Origin of the sequence: Cryobacterium sp. GrIS_2_6 (genome assembly GCF_035984545.1) — a bacterium.
Classification (GTDB): Bacteria; Actinomycetota; Actinomycetes; order Actinomycetales; family Microbacteriaceae; genus Cryobacterium.
Genome location: NZ_JAXCHP010000001.1, coordinates 1,693,673 through 1,709,221 on the forward strand (window position 1 = coordinate 1,693,673; position 15,549 = coordinate 1,709,221).

The window sequence follows — 15,549 nt, forward strand, 5'->3', positions numbered from 1 at the left end:
CCCGGTCGGCGGGGCGGAGTGCATCGGCGCGCGGGGCACGGAGCCCGGGCAGGCCGGGGCGCAGGGCGCAGGTGTTCACCGTCCCTGCCGGAGTGCCGCGGCAGTCTGCTGCCACGTCGCCGGCGAGAGGATCGATCCGGCCAGGCGGTTCGGCCGGGAGCTCGAGCCCGGTCCGGACTCGGCGCGCAGGGCTGACTCCGCGGTGCGGATGCCCCGGTCGTGGCGGGGCCGGAAGGTGAGTGGCGCGGGAAGCGCCTCGTCAGCGGCCGCGACGCCCGTGGAGGTCGTCGCGGCGATCCCTGCGGAAAGTCTCGTCGTCGTGTCCGCGTCCCCCGCGCGCAGCGTGGTGGCGAAGCTCTCCGCCGGGCTCAGCGCGTCGTGCAGCACGGTGACCGACTGTTCTGTCACGCCGAGCACGAAGCGCCGGCCCTCGACATCGACGACGACGAGGGATGCCTTCTGACCGAGGCCCTGCCGGCCGACGACCGACACGAGGCTGGCCTTGGGTCCACGGCGGGTGCCCTTCTGCATGCGGCGCTGCAAAACCCAGAGGAGTCCGACGACGACAGCGAGGGACAGCGCGACGCGGAGGGCGACGAGGAGGGTGTCCACCTAACTCAGGCTCTCGGCGACATCGAGGATCTGGGTGATCCGCACGGCGTAGTCCTGGTCGACGACGACGATCTCGCCATGAGCGATCAGGCGGCCGTTCAGCAGGATGTCTGCGGGGGCTCCCGCGGAGCGGTCGAGCTCGATCACGGCGCCGGGTTCGAGGGCGAGCACGTCGCGCACGGACATCCGGGTGCGACCGATCTCGACGGTCAGAGCCATTTCGACGCTGTTGATCCGGCCGAGCTTTCCGACGACGGACCGGTTTCCGGTGCGCGGGATCCCGGAAATGGCGCCGTTCTCGCGGAGGCGGATCGCGAACCAGGCGCTCACGACGCCCTCGCTCGCGAGCTCGAAGACGCTCGTGTCGGCATCCGCGAACAGGGACGTGACGTCTTCGAGGCGGGAGGCGCCGAGTACGCCGATGCCGAGGACCGTTGCGGCACTGTCGAGGGCGGGGCGGAGCACGTCGAGGCTCGAGAAGGCCCCGTTGCCCGCTGCGGCGTCGAGGGAGTGCGGGTCGGTGAGGACGATCGCGAGGTCGGCGCTCGTGACGCCGACGAAGGAGGCGACGACTCCTGCGCCGAGGCGGCCGGCGAGGGATTCGCCGGCGCACGGGGTCGCCTCCAGGCGGGTGGGCGTTGGCAGGACCGTGAGCAGGGCCTCGACGAGATTGCGGATGGCGGTCGTGGCAGGGCTCATGGGGACAGTTCCTCGGTGTCGGTGACGATGCAGGCCAGGCGGGAGCCGTTGGATCCGACGGCGGCCCTGGCCAGGGTGTGCCCGTCGACGACGAGGTCGAGCGGGCGGTGCCTGGAGTGCGGGACGGGCAGCAGGTCACCGACGGCGAGGCCGAGGATGACGCTCGGAAGCACCCGGATCGGGCTGAGCTGCAGGGACAGGTCGACGGGCACCCAGGCGAGCTGGGCGTGCAGCTTCTCCTGCTGTTCCTCGGCGGTGATGACCGGGATCGACTCCCCGAGTTGGGGAAGCAGGGTCTCGGCGGGCAACGCGAGGGTGGCGGTCGAGGTCGTCTCGCCGACACGCATCGAGAACGTCGCGACGATGACGAGATCGCTCGTCGCCGCGGCCTGGGCGAACTGCGAGTTGTACTGGATGCCGCCGAACGAGATCGGCAGGACGAGGAGCGTCCCGAGGGAGTAACGCAGGTCCTCGAGGGCGTCCTCCATCAGGCGACGCACGAGGGCGAGTTCGATCTGGGTGAAGGTTCGCTCGGGAAGCGGAGGGACTTCGCTGCCACCGAGCATGTGACTTACCCAGGACAGGGCGGCCGCGGTCGGGAACTGGATGACGGCCTTGGCCGCGAGGCTGCCGACCGGGCAGAGCACCATCGCGGTCGACGACGGCAGCGAGCTCGCGTATTCGTCGTAGCTACGCATCAGGACGTGCTCGCAGGTGACCTGGGACATCACTCGAACCTTCGCGGTCAACTGGGTGCCCCACTGGCGGGCGAAGGTCTCGAAGGCGAGTTCGAGGACACGCGAGTGCTCGCGCGCAAGGGTCGTCGGACGCCGGAAGTCGTACACCTCGACCGAGCGCTCGGGCGCTGCGGGCACGCCAATGCTCTTGTGTTCCTGGACCGTCACGAATGCGACTATCGGTCGGTGAATCCGGCCGGTAAGCAGCTCGCAGGGAATTCGTTCGAAATCCCGTGCGGGTTGCCTGCGGGGCGACCGCGGGACGCCTGACGGTGTCCGCTCCTTAGGGCCCGGCCGCCTGGCCGGCGAGGATCGAGGGGATCAGCGCGCGGACGGCATCCGGTTCGCTCGAGAGCAGGACGACGTCGACGCGGCGATTCTGGGCCATCGCGTCGAGGGTGTCCGCGGTCGTGACCGAGCGGGTCGAACCGTAGCCGATCGAGGAGATGCGCTCTCCCGCGACACCGCCGACCTCGACGAGCCTGCGCAGGACGCTCGTCGCCCTGGCAGAGGAGAGTTCCCAGTCGGTTGCGTAATTCACAGTGACGCCGTGCCGGTCGGCGTGGCCTTCAACGGTCACTTCGCGCTTGTCGGCGGCGAGAATGGGCGACATGGTGTCGATGACGGCGGTCGCCTTCGGGCTCAGGATGGCGAGGTTGGGAGCGAAGAAGGCATCCGTTCCGACGAGCCCGATGGTCAGCCCTCTGGCGTCGATCGTGAACTGCACGATCGAGTCGATTCCCTGCGCGGTGACGGCGGCCTTCAGGGCCGCCTGCACCGAGGAGAGGTCGGCGATTTCCTGGGTGGCGATCTGGAGGTCGGTGAGGGCGGGAGTCGGTGCCGGGGTCGCCGTTGGCGATGGTGTCGCCGTGGCAGTCGCGGCCGACGTCGCGGTTGCGCCCGCCGTCCCGAGGTCCTTCGCGGCCGGGTCGCTGGCGTTGGCGTTCGCCGCTGAGACGACGACCCCGGTGGCCGTGTCGATCTTGCCGACGTCGACGGCCCCGAAGCCCGTCGCGAGGGAATTCTTGAGCTGAAAGAACTTTTGCGAATCGACGGAGGACATCGCGAACAGCACGATGAACATGCACATCAGCACGGTGACCATGTCCATGTACGACGCCATCCAGCGCTCGTCGACGTGCTCGACGTGCTCCTCCTCGAGGCCGCGACCCCGGCCGCGCCCGCGACCTCCGCCGCGCCCGCCGCCCGCACTCATGCTGCCTCAGACAGCGATTTGTCGGCCGTCTTGTCGGCCTTCGCGGCCTTCCTGGCCGGCGCGGTCGGCACCATGGCGCGGAGGCGTTCGCCGAGTAGCCGCGGCTGGCTGCCGGCCTGGACGGCCAGGGCGCCTTCCATCAGGAGGGTCATCCGTTCGACCTCGAGGTCGGAGAGCCGCTTCAGGCGGTTGCCGATCGGAAGCCAGATGAAGTTCGCCGAGACGAGCCCCCACAACGTCGCGACGAATGCGGCGGCGATCATCGGCCCGAGGGTCGAGGGGGTGTCGAGGTTTTCGAGGACGTGGGTGAGGGAGATGACGGTGCCGATGATGCCGACCGTCGGGGCGTAGCCGCCGAGGGTCACGAAGAACTTCGAGGCGTTCCGGCTGAGCTTCGTCGCGGTCGAGAGTTCGTCCTCGAGCAGGATCCGCAGTTCATCTCCGTCTGTGCCGTCCGCGATGTTCTGCAGCGCCGTGCGCAGGAACGGGTCGTCGATCGCGTCAGCCTCCTGCTCGAGCGCAAGCAGCCCCGCGCTGCGGGCCTTCTCCGCGAGCACGACGATCTGGTCGATCACGTCCTGGGGTGGGGTGGTCTTGCCCTTGAACGCACTGGGAAGCGCCTTGAACGCGTTGAGGGCGTCGCTGATGGTTCCGCCGGCGATGCCGACGGCGATCGTGGCGCCGAAGACGAGGATCATCGGAGCAGGCAACAGGATGGAGGCGATCGAGGATCCTTCGATCGTGATCATCGCGACCATGGAGCCGAAGGCGAGGGCGATCCCGATCAGGGTAGCCGGATCCATCAGAGCCTCCGCGGGCGCTGTCCGCTGCCCGGTTCGAGCTGGTCTTCGATCGCGTGGGGCCCCGTCGGGACGTCGAGCGACCGGGCGCCGGACCGGTAGTCGCGGTCGTCGGTGAGGGAGGCGAGCGAGATCACATGGGCCCGGAAGCGGGCGATCTTCTCGATGATCTCGTCGAGGGTCTCAATGACGATGAACTTCGCCCCATCGACCATGACGAGGGTCGTGTCTGGGCTCGCGTGAATGCGCTCGATCAGGTCGGGGTTGATCGCAAATTGGCTGTCGTTCAGCCGTGTCACAACGATCATGGGGCCCATCCCTGGCTCACGACGGCCACACCGGCCGTCAGGCACCACTGTCGGTCGCTCTGCGCCGAAGGTTAGCTCGGGGTGTGGGCGGGCAGGCGGATTCCGCCGGCCGGGCCCGCGAAGGACCCGGCGCCGGTCGCGCCCACCGTCTGACGGGACTACCGTCTGCCGGGACTACCGTCTGGCGGGACTACCGTCTGCCGGGACTACCGCTTGAGGTTCGTCAGCTCGGTCAGGACCTCATCGGAGGTGGTGATGATGCGGGCGTTAGCCTGGAAGCCGCGCTGGGCGACGATGAGGTTCGTGAACTCCTGCGAGAGGTCGACGTTCGACATCTCGAGGGAACCACTCGTGAGGGTGCCCATTCCGGCGGAGCCGGCGGCACCGAGGACAGCGGTGCCCGAGTTGGTGGTCGACCGGTACTCGGACGATCCGGCCTTCTCGAGGCCACCGGGGTTGGTGAAGGTCGCGAGGGCGATCCGGCCGATCGACTGCTGCTTGCCGTTGCTGAACAGCCCGGTCAGGGTACCGTCCTTGCCCAGGGTGAACGAAGTGAGCGATCCGGCGGCGTGGCCGTCGGTGCTCGCGGCAGTCAACGAACTGAGGTTGGCAGCGCCCGTGATAGTGCCCAGGTCGACGGCGATATTGACACCGTTGACGGTGACCGGCAGGCTGTTCGCGGTCGAGGTCAGTGACCCATCCGCGAAGGTGAGCATCGTGCTGCTCGTCGAGTTGGGAGAAGTGACGGTCCACTGGGCCGGGGCCGCGGCGGTGTACGCGAAGTTGAGTGAGACCTGACTCGCGGCACCGGTCTTGTCATAGGCCGTGAATTCCCGGCTCAGGGTTGTACCGTCAGCCGCATCCGAAGGCAGGTTTCCGGTCACTGTGGCCGTTGCGGAAGCCAATGGCGGCTGAATTGTGGTGAGTGGCAGGGTAATGGTGCCCAACGCTCCGCCCTGGTTGACCGTGCCCTTCGCATCGGCGTTCCAGCCCTGCACGAGTGCGCCGGACGGCGACACGAGGCGTCCCTGGGCGTCGAAATCGAAGGCGCCCGCGCGGCTGTAGAGAGTTTCGCCGGCGAGCTGCGTCACGAAGAAACCGTCGCCGGAAATCATCATGTCGGTTGCGCGACCGGTCGACTGGGTGGAGCCCTGGGCGAAATTGGTGGAGATACCGGCGACCTGCACTCCGAGGCCGACCTGGGCCGGGTTGGTGCCGCCGACAACGGTCTGCGGGGAGCCCGCGCCGTGGGTCAGCTGGGACAGGGTGTCCTGGAACTGCGCCGAGGAAGACTTGAACGCCGTCGTGTTGACGTTGGCGATGTTGTTCGCGGTGACATCCAGCATGGTCTGGTGCGCGCGAAGGCCGGAGATTCCGGAATACAGGGAACGAAGCATGGGATGCTGCCTTTCGAAACGGTATGGGTGGAAAGCGTGTGCTGAAGAACGGCCGATCGGGACGCGCCGGGCGTCAGGTCGTGGTGGTCGCGGCGACCGGAGTGGTCGTGGTCGCCGGGGTTGTGACCCCGGAAATCGCGTCGAGTTTGACGCTCCTTCCCCCGACCGTGACCTGCGGCACCGAGCCGGCGTAGGACACGGCGGAGGCGACTCCCGTGACCGAGGTGCCGGCGGCATCCGTGTATGTCACGTTCTGCCCGACCAGGGAAGCCGCCGCGATGCGCATCTGGAGCGAGAAGCTCTCGTCGGAGGTCGTCGACAGGGCCGTGAGCTTCTCCATCATGGAGAGCTGCGTGGTCTGGCTGATCATCTGGTTGGAGTCCATCGGCGAACTCGGGTCCTGGTTCTTCAGCTGCGTGACGAGGAGCTTCATGAAGGCCTCGGAGTCGAGGCTTTGGCTCGGCGTGCGCGTGGTGGTCGACGCGCTGTACACGCCGGCGGTCGCGGTCGCGGCTCCCGTTGCTCCGGCTGCCGATGCGGCCACGATGGCTTCGATCGTCATGGGTTCTCTCTTCTCGTGCTTCTCGTGGTCGTGTTCTGGAACAGTTTCTGGGCGGTCATCCGCTGGGCTGTCACTCAAGCCAGCACATCGACGGAGGGGCGGTAGCCGAGGGGTTCGTCCCGGAACGGCGGTCGGACCGCCATGCCGGACTCCCGGGCGTTGCCCGGTTGGTCGTGTGCCCGCGCGGATCCGGGATCCGGACTTGTCCGGGCGTCTTGCCGGCCGGGAGCGCCGAAGTCACCAGCGCCCGAAGCGCGGGAGTCGTCGGGCTGGGAGTTCCCGGACAGGTCGAGCCGCGTGTCCGTGCCGCCCTGGGCGAGGTCGCGCCGCAGCTCCGGCAGGATCGCGCGCAGCGCATCCCGCCCGAGATCGGTCGGGGCGAACAGTTCCACCCGAATTGCACCGCCGCCGATGTGCGCCCGCACGATCACAGGGCCCAGGTTGTCGGGGTTCACGGTGATGGTCATCGCGTGCTCGCCGTTCGCGGCGCCGATCAGGCTCGCGAGGCCGCGGCCGACCTGGCTGGCGAACGGCAGGTCGGCGAGCTGCGCCGCTCCCGTTGTTGCGGTCGAGGCGCCGGCAGCGGATGCCGCGGTGACGGCCGCACTCGCCGTGACCGTTGGGGGGGCGGCCGGGAATGCGGTGCCCACGCTTGTCGGATCGGTGGGGGTCACCGGAGTCGCCGCGGAAGCGAAAGCAGTGCCTGCGGTCGTTGCCGTTGCTGTTGCCGATCGGAATACGGCGGCAGAGTCGGCGACCGCTCCCCCGCGGGAGCCGCCTGCGTCGGCACTGTCTGAACCGGTACTGGCTGAACCGGTACTGGCTGAACCGGTACTGGCTGAATCGCTGCTGTCAGAGCCGTTTCCGTCCGAGCCGTTTCCGTCCGAGCCGTTGCTGACCGAATCGAGGCTGACCGACGCGGCGGCGCGCGAGTCGATGGGTGCCGTGATCGGGCGGCTCGAGTTCGCGGCGCCGGGAGCACCAGCGGTCGGGGTGGCTACGGCGGATGCCCGGCCGGCCAGGTCCGTGAGGCCGGCAGCGGCCCCTGCGGCCGCCGCTCCGGTCGGACCCACCTGACCGTTCGTTGCGTCCGTCCCTTCGGTGGCTGCGCCGGGAGTCGTGGAGTGGACAGGAGCGGCGGTGACGCCGGCACCGCCGGCGGTCGTTCCGATCACTGCGCCGGTCATCTGGTCCCCCAGGACACCGAGCGGTGACGAGGAATGGACCGGAGACCCGGCGGTCGTCGCGTTTCCCGTCGTTGAATTCGACGGTGCACCATCCGCCTGTGCTGCGCCGGCCGGAGCCTGCGCTTCCGCAATGACGGCGCCGGGCAGTGCCCGGCCGAGCGTCGCAGAACCGGCTGCCGCGGAGTCAGTGGACGTCGAACCGGGAGAGGCCGACGGTGAGGACACTGGGCCGACAGCGGAGCTGTCGCCGGCCACCGCACTCGAAGTCGAGCCTGCTCTCGAGCCTGATGTCGAGCCAGAGGTAGTGGCCGAGAGGGCCGCCGAATCCGCGGTGAGCAGGTCACGCATGACGGTCGCCTGCGTGTCGCTCGCGCCCTGCCGGGCCGCTGCCAATCCGGAACCGTCGGCCGCTCCGACCGCAGACTCACCCGAAGAGACACCGGTGCTCATCGATCTCCGGCCGGACGACGGCACTGGTTCCGCCTGCGCATCCCTCTCGTTGCGGGCGCCTCGTGCCGCCCGGGCCGAGCGCACGTCCCTGGCGATCTGCACTGACCGGACCGCGCGCGCATCATGAAAGTCCGGCGCCGTCTCTCCGGATTCCTGTGTGAACTGCGCTGCGGAGTCCTGGGTTTCCTGCAGCACTGACGTCCGGGCCGCCGACGTCCGGGCGGCCGACGTCCGGGCGGCCGACGTCCGGGCCGCTGATGTCCGGGCGTCCTGCGCCGAGGAACGTGCTGCCGAAGCTTCCAGGCGCTCGCGAGCGGCGGCATCCGCGGCCGAGCGCGACAGCGCCGCCTGGGCTGCCCGTGCGGTCACGGCCTGCGCGTCGACGGAGGCACTCGCGGCCTCCAGACGCTGGGTCGTCCCGGCGTCCCTGGCCGTGTCGAGCGCGGAGGCGAAGCTGCCCGCACTCGTGTTCGCTCCGGAACCCGTGCCGTTCCCGGTCCGGGTCTCCGTCTCCGAACGCGCGAGCAGGGCCTGGGCGTTGGCCCGGGCGAGTGAGGCGTGCGCGGACACCGCGCTTCCGAAGGATGCGGCCATCAGGATGCGCTCTTCATCATCGAGGCGAGGGCGGCGCTGAGCAGGTCGGCGGTGCCAGACGTCGCAGCGGCCTTCGCCGCGGTGAGGGCGGTCGCCGAGGCCGTCGAAGCGGTGCTGGACGTCGCGGGGGCGTCCGGGATCACGCGGCGGATGGTGTCGATGTCCGAGTCCTTCATGTAGGCCTCGACCTCGCAGACCGTGCGGCCTTCGTATGGCGCGTGGATGACCTTGTGGTTTCCGGCGTAGATCAGGATGTGCTCTCCGCCGCCGGTCACGATCAGGTCGCCCGGCTTCGCGTCGGCGAGGGACGCGACCTCGGTGCCGATCTTCATCTGCCCGGAGACGAGGCGGGGAACGGATATGCCCATGTCGGCATAGACCTTCTGCACGAGACCGGAGCAGTCCATGCCGCTCGAACTCTTGCCGCCGAAGACGTAGGGAACGCCGAGGTACTTCTGCGCCGCTGTGACGATGTCGGTTCCGGTCACGCTGCCGGTCGCGACGCCCGCGCCGCTCGCCGCGGTCGTGGCCGAGCTGGCCGCCGCCGCGAGTGCGTCGGCGAAGGTCGCTGCGGTTCCGGTGCGGTCGGCCGTCGTGGTCGTCGTGGCTGTGGTAGCTGCCGCGGCCGTCGACGCCGATGCGGCGTTCAGTGCGTCGAATCGAGCGAGGGTGGCCTGGATCGTGCTGATCCGGCTCAGGGCGTCGACCATCGTCATCGGGCGCCTCCGGCCTTGCGGCGGTGCCACCCGGTCGACGCGATCTCGTCGAGCACGGTCTGCTCAGCCCGCAGGTCCTCCGCGGCGACGAACAGGCCGTGGCGGCCCTCGAGCTTTTCGAGCCCGACGGACTCGGCGCGCTTCGCGGTGAACGCGGCGTGCGCGCTCTCCGCGGTCTGCTGGTATTCCCGGCCGAGCGCGTCGAGGTCTGCGAGCATGCTCTGCGCCGAGGTGCGCCCGGCGGCGATCGCGGCGAGGGATGCGGCGCCGGTCGCCTCGCTCGGCAGCACGGTCAGGGCTGCGGATGCCTCCGCGCGCCTGGCCTCGTTCGAGTTCAGCAGGGCGTTGGCCGCGGCCAGTTCCCCGGCGGCGGCGTCCTGCTGCAGGTGGCGCAACCGGAGGAGTCCTGCGAGGGCGAAGTCGCGTTTCATCAGATACCTCCGAACAGCCGGGTGAGCCGGGTGAGCTGGTCCCACGCGAGCGGGGCGGACGTCTGGTCGTCCATCCGCTGCTGCAGGAATTCGTTGATCGCGGCCTCGTTCTCCACGGCCGCGTCGACGAGCGGGTTCGTGCCTGCCTTGTACGCGCCGACGTCGAGGAGGTCCTGGGCGTTCCGCCGCGCGGCGAGCACCTTGCGGAGGTTTCCCGCGAGCCGGTTCTGTTCCGCGGTGTTGACCCGGGAGGCCACCCGGGAGATCGAGGCGAGGGCGTCGACGCTCGGGAAATGGCCGAGGACGGCGAGTTTGCGGTCGAGGACGACGTGTCCGTCGAGGATCGAGCGCGCGGCATCCGCGATGGGCTCGTTGTGGTCGTCGCCGTCGACGAGCACGGTGTAGATGCCCGTGATCGAGCCGGACTGGTCGGTGCCTGCGCGCTCGAGGAGGCGCGCCATCAGGGAGAACGTCGATGGCGGGTAGCCGCGGGTGGCCGGGGGTTCGCCGACGGAGAGACCGATCTCACGCTGGGCCATCGCGACGCGGGTGAGCGAGTCCATCATCAGCATGACGTCAGCGCCCTGGTCGCGGAAGGACTCGGCGATGCGGGTCGCGACGAAGGCGGCGCGCAGGCGCATCATGGCGGGTTCGTCCGAGGTCGACACCACGACGATCGACCGGGCGAGGCCCTCTGCACCGAGGTCGTCCTCGAGGAATTCGCGGACCTCGCGGCCGCGCTCTCCGACGAGGGCGATCACGGAGACCTTCGCGTCGGTACCGCGCGCGATCATCGACAGGAGCGAGGATTTTCCGACCCCGGAGCCGGCGAAGAGGCCCATGCGCTGGCCGCGACCGACGCTCGTGAGGGTGTCGAGCACGCGCACGCCGAGCTGCAGCGGCGTCGTGATCCGCGACCGCTGCATCGCGGAGGGGCTGTCGTGGTCGATCGAGACGTATTCCTCGACGACGAGGGGGCCCTTTCCGTCGATGGGGCGGCCCATCCCGTCGATGACGCGGCCGAAGAGGCCGTTTCCGGTGGGCACGAGGTGCGGGGTCGCGTCGGACCGGACCGGTGCGCCGACCCGGATGCCGGTCATCCGGCCGAGCGGCATGCAGCGGATGCCGTCCTGCGTCGTCGCGACGACCTCCGCGTCGATCTCGGCGTTGTTCCCGATCGCGACAAGGTCGCCGATCGCGGAGTTGAGCCCGCGGACCTCGAGTCCGAGGCCGACGATGGACGAGACCAGGCCGACCCGCTCGGGGCGGGCGACGCGGAGGGCGCGCGCGAGGGCAACGGGCCGCGGTTCCCAGGTGAGCGTCATCGGGTTCCCCCGAGGAGCGCGGCGCGGGCCCGCTCGAACGCGGTAGCTATCCGGGCGTCGAGGAAACCGTCCGCGAACTCGGAAACGGCGTCGCCGCGGGCAAGCGATGGATCGGCCTGGAACGTCACGCCGGTGGCGGCGAGGACGGCCGGGTCGATCACGTCGAGGTCGGCGGGGTGCATGCGCACCACGTTCGGACGTGTCGGCGACGCGGGGTCGAGTGCGCGGCGCAGGGCCAGCCGTGCGGCGCCCGGACCGTCACCGATTTCGTATCCGATCACGGCCTCCGCGAGGTCGAGCGCCGTGGCGAGCAGGGTGTCTTCGGCCTCGTGCAGGACGGGCTGGGTGCGCTCGTCGAGTGCGTGGCTCGCGGCGGTCAGGAGTCCGACGGTGCGGTCGAGCTGCGCCTGGACCTGCGACACCCGGGCGGCGTGGTCGGCATCGAGGCGTGCGACCTGCGCCGCGATGTCGCTCGCGGCGGACCGCATTCCCGCCGTGTATCCCGCAGCATGTCCCTGGACCCGGGCGGCCTCGACCGAGCTGTCTCCGGACACGGCGCGCAGGGTCGGGAAGGAGATCGCGGAGAACGGCGGCTCGCCTGCGGTCTCGGCGGTCGAACGGGTGACCGGGGTGGCCGCCTTTCCGGCTGCGGGCACGGTTCCGGCGGCGGCTCCGGACGCTTCCACGAGCACGGGCTCGGCGTGACGGAACGGGATGGCGGGGCTAGACAACATAAGCGTCCTCGTCCGCACGGGTCACGGTGATGCTGCCCTGGGCCTCGAGGTCGCGGATGGCGCGCACGATCGTCGCACGTCCCTCCTCGACCTGGGAGACGCGGACGGGCCCGAGCGCGCGGATCTCGTCGTCGAGGATCTCCCGGTTGCGTTCGGAGAGGTTCTTGCGGATGATCTCGATGACGCCGTCGGTGGAGCCCTTCATCGCGATCGCGAGGATACCGGCGTCGATGCCGCGGAGAACCTGCTGCACGTCGCGGTCCTCGAGGCGGACGATGTCGGCGAAGGTCAGCATCCGGGCGCGCACCTGTTCGGCCAGGACAGGGTCGCGGGCGTCGAGGGCTTCGAGGAGGGAGCGCTCGGTCGCGACATCCGCCCGGTTGATGATCTCGACGAGCGGCTGGATGCCGCCGACGACCTCGACAGAGTCCCTGGTGGCGCTGACGGCGCCGACGCGGGCCTTGAGCGAGTCGGTGACGACCCGGATCGCCTCGGGCGTGGCCGTTCCCATTCCGGCGATGCACTGGGCGACCTCGGCGGGCAGGGTGCCCTCGAGGCCGGCGATCACGGCGGAGGCGTGTTCTGGCCGAAGGTGGGCGAGCACAAGGGCGATGGTCTGCGGCAGTTCGCCGTCGAGAAGGGTGAGCACCTGGAGCGGCTCGGCGGTGTCGAGGAATTCGAAGGCCTTGCCCGCCATCGACGAGGCGACCCGGCTCATGACCCCGGCAGCGCGTTCTGCGCCGAAGGATGCCTCGAGCAGGCCGACCGCGTAGGCGTGGCCTCCGCGAGGGGAGCGTGTGCCGCGCATGGTGAGGTCGTGGAATTCGAGGACCGTGGTCTCGGCGACCTCGGTGTCCACACGGCGCAGCTGCACCATCTCGGCGGCGATGTCGGCGGCCTCGGCCTCGGTGAACTGCTTCATCACCTCGGACGCACGGTCGTGCTCCATGTTCATCAGCACGATCGCGACCTTCTGGGTTCCGGTCAGGGGGACCTGGGGATCGATCATGCGGGCTGCCGGTCATCCATGAGGCCGCGGAGGTACTCTGCGGTCTTCTTCGGGTCGCGCTGAGCGAGGGCGTCGATCTCCACACGCATCCGCTCGGAAGCGGCCGGCGGGGTGAAGGCGGGAACACCGAAGGCGACGGTGGGGCTCGGGTCGATCATGATCGGCGCGATCGGGGTATTGAGGCCGAACGGAACCGCGGCGGGGGCGAGGACCGGACGTACCTGGAGCATCTCGTCGACCTCGATCGATTCGCGGCTCTGGCGGCGCGAGCGGCGGGCGTAGAGCAGCACGCCGAGGATCAGGGTGATCAGGATTCCGGCGGTGATGATGCCGATGCGCACGATCTCCCCCATCCGATCCGCCGAGGTCTGGGCGTCCTGCTGGGCGAGAGCCGCTGATGCGTCTGCGGCGGCCTGGCCGTTGAAGCTCACGACCTCGACCGTTACGGCGTCGCCGCGAGTCGAGTCGATGCCGGCGGCCGAGGAGACGAGGCTGGTCACGTCGGCGACATTGACGGTGCCGATTGTGTCCTTGTTCACCGCGACCGAGATCGTCTGGCGGGTGACGGCGCCAGCCGGGATCGTGCGGGTCTCGGTGACCTTGTTGACCGCGTTGTTCTTCGTGGTGTCCGCCGAGGTGAAGGAGCCGTCGGTGCTCGTTCCCGTCGGTGTCGTCGTCGTGGTGGTCGTGCCGAGCACCCCGGCCGCTCCCGAGGCGCCGGTGCCGGTGTACGTCTCGGTCTTGACGGCCTCGTTGAGGGCGGGAGCGTTCGTTGGCGAGGTGAAGGATTCCTCAACCCGCGAGGCCGACTGCGCGCTCATGTCGGCGGCGACGACGACGGTCGCGTTGCCGGCGCCGAGCACCTTGTCGAGCATGGCCTGGACCGAGCCGCGCACGCGCTGCTCGTAGTCGGTGGACTGCTCGGCGCCGGTCCCGGTGACGCCGGTGCCGACGGCCGAGAGCACGATGCCCTTGGAGTCGATGACGGCGACGTCGGTGGGCTTCATACCGTCGATCGAGGCGCTCGTGAGGTGCACGATGGCCTGGACCTGGTCGCTCGAGAGGGTCACGCCGGTCTGGGTGGCCACGAAGACGGATGCCGTCGGGTCCTGCTTCTCGGACACGAACACGGTGTCCTTGGGGATAGCGAGGCGAACAGAGGCGGTCTTGACGCCCTGCATGGCCTGGATCGTGTTGGCGAGCTCGCCCTCGAGGGCCCGCTTGTAGGTCACCGACTGCTGGAATTCGCTCGCGGTGACGCCCATCTTGTCGAGCAGCGAGTATCCCCCGGTGTCCGAGGTCGGCAGCCCGGCCGCGGCGGCCTTGAGTCGCTCGGCGTAGACATCCGCCTGGGGAACGAGGATCGTCGCGCCGCCGTCGCTGAGCTGGTAGTCGACCTTGTCTGTCGCGAGCTGGTCGACGATCGCGCTCGCGTCGGCGCCGGCGAGCCCGGAGAACAGGGGCGTGTACGCGGGCTTCGTGGCCCACATCGTGAGCGCGGCGATGCCGAGTGCGAGCACCGCGACGCCGATGATGGCGACCGTGCGCTGCGCGATGGTGAATTCCCGGATGTTTTGTCCGAGTCGTTGGAAGAAGGAACTGATCTGGCGGGGCATCAGGCCTGCATCCTCATGATCTCGTTGAAGGCGTCGACGCCCTTGTTACGCACGGCGGCGACGAGCTCGAGGCTCACCTGTGCGCGGGTCGCGGCGATGGTGGCGCTCGCGATGTCATTCAGGTTGCCGGTGACGGCGGCGACGGCTTTGGTGTTCGCGGTCGACTGCAGCTGCTGCAGGTTGTCGACGGCGCCGGCCATGGCGGTTCCGAAGCCCGAGCCGTCTGTGGCTGTGGTGGCCTGGCTGGATTGCGTCGCTTGCACGCTCTGGGTGGCCTGGCTGGCCTGGAGCGCGAGCGCCCCGATGGATGCGATGGTCATCAGGCACGGCCGATCTGAAGTGCTGCTTCGTAGGTTGTCTTGGCGCGGTCGACGACGGCCGCGTTCGCCTGGTAGCCGCGCTGGGCCATGATCAGGTCGCCCATCTGTTCGCCGAGGTCGATGTCGGGGTGGCGCACGTAGCCGGCGGCGTCGGCGAGCGGGTTGGTCGGGTCGGAGACGAGGATGCCGGCCGCCGAGCCCTGTGCGGTGCCCGCGACCTCGACGCCGTTCACGCCCGCGCCGGCCTGCGCCACGATGTAGCGGGCCTGGAAGGCGTTGCCGCTCGTGGGGGTGACGGTGTTGACGTTCGCGATGTTGTCGGCGATCGCGTCGAGCCACTTGCGGTGCAGGGTGAGGCCGGAGCCGGCGATTCCGATCGCGTCGAGGCTCATCAGGCGGTCTTCATCGCGGCGCGCACGGCGCTGAACGGCATGTTCATCGCCTGGGCGGCGAACTGGTACCTGAGAACGGTCGAGGTGTTCGCGAGCGTCTCGGTGTCGAGGTTGACGTTGTTGCCGTTGACGTTGGTGGGTTCGAGCGAATCGGTGGTCGTGGCAGCCGTGCTGCCGCTGCCGTCGGCGACCGACTTGGCGAGGGCGGACTCGAACGCGACCTGCTTGGCGTGGTAGTTGGGGGTGTTGACGTTGGCGATATTGCTCGCGATGGTGCTCTGTCGCAGGGACAGTGCGGCCAGTGCGCTCGTGAGAGCGGTGGAGGTCACGGATTCAAGCACGGTTACCCGATTCGTCGTCAGATGTACTGAACGGCCGATCCGTGGCCTGGTGCGAGCAATCCGTGCTCGTCTCTAGCTATCGGCCCGGTTCCGGCCCACGTAA

General features: G+C 69.4%; 18 protein-coding genes. All 18 read right to left on the minus strand.

Going from position 1 to position 15,549, the window contains the following annotated elements:
* Positions 1–75: 75 nt before the first annotated feature.
* The 18 genes from fliO to RCH22_RS08530 all read right to left on the minus strand — a co-directional run bounded on the left by fliO (position 76) and on the right by RCH22_RS08530 (position 15,446).
* Positions 76–612, minus strand: a complete 537-nt coding sequence (gene fliO / locus RCH22_RS08445) for a flagellar biosynthetic protein FliO (RefSeq protein WP_327013579.1) — start codon at positions 610–612, stop codon at positions 76–78.
* Positions 613–1,311: a flagellar motor switch protein FliN gene (fliN, locus tag RCH22_RS08450; RefSeq protein WP_134448964.1), complete on the minus strand. Its 699-nt coding sequence runs from the start codon at positions 1,309–1,311 to the stop codon at positions 613–615.
* On the minus strand, positions 1,308–2,216 hold the full coding sequence (locus tag RCH22_RS08455; RefSeq protein WP_327013580.1) for a flagellar motor switch protein FliM: 909 nt from the start codon (positions 2,214–2,216) through the stop codon (positions 1,308–1,310). Before RCH22_RS08455 ends, fliN begins: the two co-directional genes overlap by 4 nt.
* Before the next feature lie 115 nt (positions 2,217–2,331).
* Complete coding sequence (locus RCH22_RS08460) at positions 2,332–3,264, minus strand: flagellar motor protein MotB (protein WP_327013581.1); 933 nt, start codon at positions 3,262–3,264, stop codon at positions 2,332–2,334.
* Positions 3,261–4,067 carry a MotA/TolQ/ExbB proton channel family protein gene (locus RCH22_RS08465; protein WP_327013582.1) on the minus strand — a complete coding sequence of 269 codons (807 nt, stop codon included), beginning with the start codon at positions 4,065–4,067 and terminating at the stop codon, positions 3,261–3,263. Before RCH22_RS08465 ends, RCH22_RS08460 begins: the two co-directional genes overlap by 4 nt.
* Positions 4,067–4,372 carry a flagellar FlbD family protein gene (locus tag RCH22_RS08470; protein ID WP_327013583.1) on the minus strand — a complete coding sequence of 102 codons (306 nt, stop codon included), beginning with the start codon at positions 4,370–4,372 and terminating at the stop codon, positions 4,067–4,069. The genes RCH22_RS08465 and RCH22_RS08470 overlap by 1 nt, the downstream gene beginning before the upstream one ends.
* 206 nt (positions 4,373–4,578) lie before the next feature.
* Positions 4,579–5,769 carry a flagellar hook protein FlgE gene (locus tag RCH22_RS08475; RefSeq protein WP_327013584.1) on the minus strand — a complete coding sequence of 397 codons (1,191 nt, stop codon included), beginning with the start codon at positions 5,767–5,769 and terminating at the stop codon, positions 4,579–4,581.
* Positions 5,770–5,842: 73 nt separating this feature from the next.
* The gene (locus RCH22_RS08480) at positions 5,843–6,331 is read right to left on the minus strand and encodes a flagellar hook capping FlgD N-terminal domain-containing protein (protein WP_327013585.1); all 489 of its coding nucleotides are present in this window, start codon (positions 6,329–6,331) and stop codon (positions 5,843–5,845) included.
* Between the two features lie 74 nt (positions 6,332–6,405).
* Complete coding sequence (locus tag RCH22_RS08485; protein ID WP_327013586.1) at positions 6,406–8,562, minus strand: flagellar hook-length control protein FliK; 2,157 nt, start codon at positions 8,560–8,562, stop codon at positions 6,406–6,408.
* Positions 8,562–9,278, minus strand: a complete 717-nt coding sequence (locus RCH22_RS08490) for a C40 family peptidase (protein WP_327013587.1) — start codon at positions 9,276–9,278, stop codon at positions 8,562–8,564. The genes RCH22_RS08485 and RCH22_RS08490 overlap by 1 nt, the downstream gene beginning before the upstream one ends.
* Positions 9,275–9,709, minus strand: a complete 435-nt coding sequence (locus tag RCH22_RS08495; RefSeq protein WP_327013588.1) for a hypothetical protein — start codon at positions 9,707–9,709, stop codon at positions 9,275–9,277. The genes RCH22_RS08490 and RCH22_RS08495 overlap by 4 nt, the downstream gene beginning before the upstream one ends.
* Positions 9,709–11,034 (minus strand): FliI/YscN family ATPase, encoded by a 1,326-nt coding sequence (locus tag RCH22_RS08500; protein ID WP_327013589.1) that lies wholly within the window; start codon positions 11,032–11,034, stop codon positions 9,709–9,711. Before RCH22_RS08500 ends, RCH22_RS08495 begins: the two co-directional genes overlap by 1 nt.
* Positions 11,031–11,768: a FliH/SctL family protein gene (locus RCH22_RS08505; protein WP_327013590.1), complete on the minus strand. Its 738-nt coding sequence runs from the start codon at positions 11,766–11,768 to the stop codon at positions 11,031–11,033. Before RCH22_RS08505 ends, RCH22_RS08500 begins: the two co-directional genes overlap by 4 nt.
* Positions 11,758–12,777, minus strand: a complete 1,020-nt coding sequence (fliG, locus tag RCH22_RS08510) for a flagellar motor switch protein FliG (protein WP_327013591.1) — start codon at positions 12,775–12,777, stop codon at positions 11,758–11,760. Before fliG ends, RCH22_RS08505 begins: the two co-directional genes overlap by 11 nt.
* Positions 12,774–14,393 carry a flagellar basal-body MS-ring/collar protein FliF gene (gene fliF / locus RCH22_RS08515; RefSeq protein WP_327013592.1) on the minus strand — a complete coding sequence of 540 codons (1,620 nt, stop codon included), beginning with the start codon at positions 14,391–14,393 and terminating at the stop codon, positions 12,774–12,776. The genes fliG and fliF overlap by 4 nt, the downstream gene beginning before the upstream one ends.
* Positions 14,393–14,713, minus strand: a complete 321-nt coding sequence (gene fliE, locus RCH22_RS08520; RefSeq protein WP_327013593.1) for a flagellar hook-basal body complex protein FliE — start codon at positions 14,711–14,713, stop codon at positions 14,393–14,395. The genes fliF and fliE overlap by 1 nt, the downstream gene beginning before the upstream one ends.
* Positions 14,713–15,105, minus strand: a complete 393-nt coding sequence (locus tag RCH22_RS08525) for a flagellar basal body rod protein FlgC (RefSeq protein ID WP_134448950.1) — start codon at positions 15,103–15,105, stop codon at positions 14,713–14,715. Before RCH22_RS08525 ends, fliE begins: the two co-directional genes overlap by 1 nt.
* Positions 15,105–15,446, minus strand: a complete 342-nt coding sequence (locus RCH22_RS08530; protein ID WP_327013594.1) for a flagellar basal body protein — start codon at positions 15,444–15,446, stop codon at positions 15,105–15,107. The genes RCH22_RS08525 and RCH22_RS08530 overlap by 1 nt, the downstream gene beginning before the upstream one ends.
* Between the last annotated feature and the right edge of the window lie 103 nt (positions 15,447–15,549).

Coding starts and splice junctions, on each gene's coding strand:
- fliE (WP_327013593.1), bottom strand. CDS start 14,713: ATGACCATCGCATCCATCGGGGCGCTCGCGCTCCAGGCCAGCCAGGCC.
- RCH22_RS08460 (WP_327013581.1), bottom strand. CDS start 3,264: ATGAGTGCGGGCGGCGGGCGCGGCGGAGGTCGCGGGCGCGGCCGGGGT.
- RCH22_RS08480 (WP_327013585.1), bottom strand. CDS start 6,331: ATGACGATCGAAGCCATCGTGGCCGCATCGGCAGCCGGAGCAACGGGA.
- RCH22_RS08490 (WP_327013587.1), bottom strand. CDS start 9,278: ATGACGATGGTCGACGCCCTGAGCCGGATCAGCACGATCCAGGCCACC.
- fliG (WP_327013591.1), bottom strand. CDS start 12,777: ATGATCGATCCCCAGGTCCCCCTGACCGGAACCCAGAAGGTCGCGATC.
- RCH22_RS08485 (WP_327013586.1), bottom strand. CDS start 8,562: ATGGCCGCATCCTTCGGAAGCGCGGTGTCCGCGCACGCCTCACTCGCC.
- RCH22_RS08465 (WP_327013582.1), bottom strand. CDS start 4,067: ATGGATCCGGCTACCCTGATCGGGATCGCCCTCGCCTTCGGCTCCATG.
- RCH22_RS08500 (WP_327013589.1), bottom strand. CDS start 11,034: ATGACGCTCACCTGGGAACCGCGGCCCGTTGCCCTCGCGCGCGCCCTC.
- RCH22_RS08495 (WP_327013588.1), bottom strand. CDS start 9,709: ATGAAACGCGACTTCGCCCTCGCAGGACTCCTCCGGTTGCGCCACCTG.
- fliN (WP_134448964.1), bottom strand. CDS start 1,311: ATGAGCCCTGCCACGACCGCCATCCGCAATCTCGTCGAGGCCCTGCTC.
- RCH22_RS08475 (WP_327013584.1), bottom strand. CDS start 5,769: ATGCTTCGTTCCCTGTATTCCGGAATCTCCGGCCTTCGCGCGCACCAG.
- RCH22_RS08505 (WP_327013590.1), bottom strand. CDS start 11,768: ATGTTGTCTAGCCCCGCCATCCCGTTCCGTCACGCCGAGCCCGTGCTC.
- RCH22_RS08470 (WP_327013583.1), bottom strand. CDS start 4,372: ATGATCGTTGTGACACGGCTGAACGACAGCCAATTTGCGATCAACCCC.
- fliF (WP_327013592.1), bottom strand. CDS start 14,393: ATGCCCCGCCAGATCAGTTCCTTCTTCCAACGACTCGGACAAAACATC.
- RCH22_RS08525 (WP_134448950.1), bottom strand. CDS start 15,105: ATGAGCCTCGACGCGATCGGAATCGCCGGCTCCGGCCTCACCCTGCAC.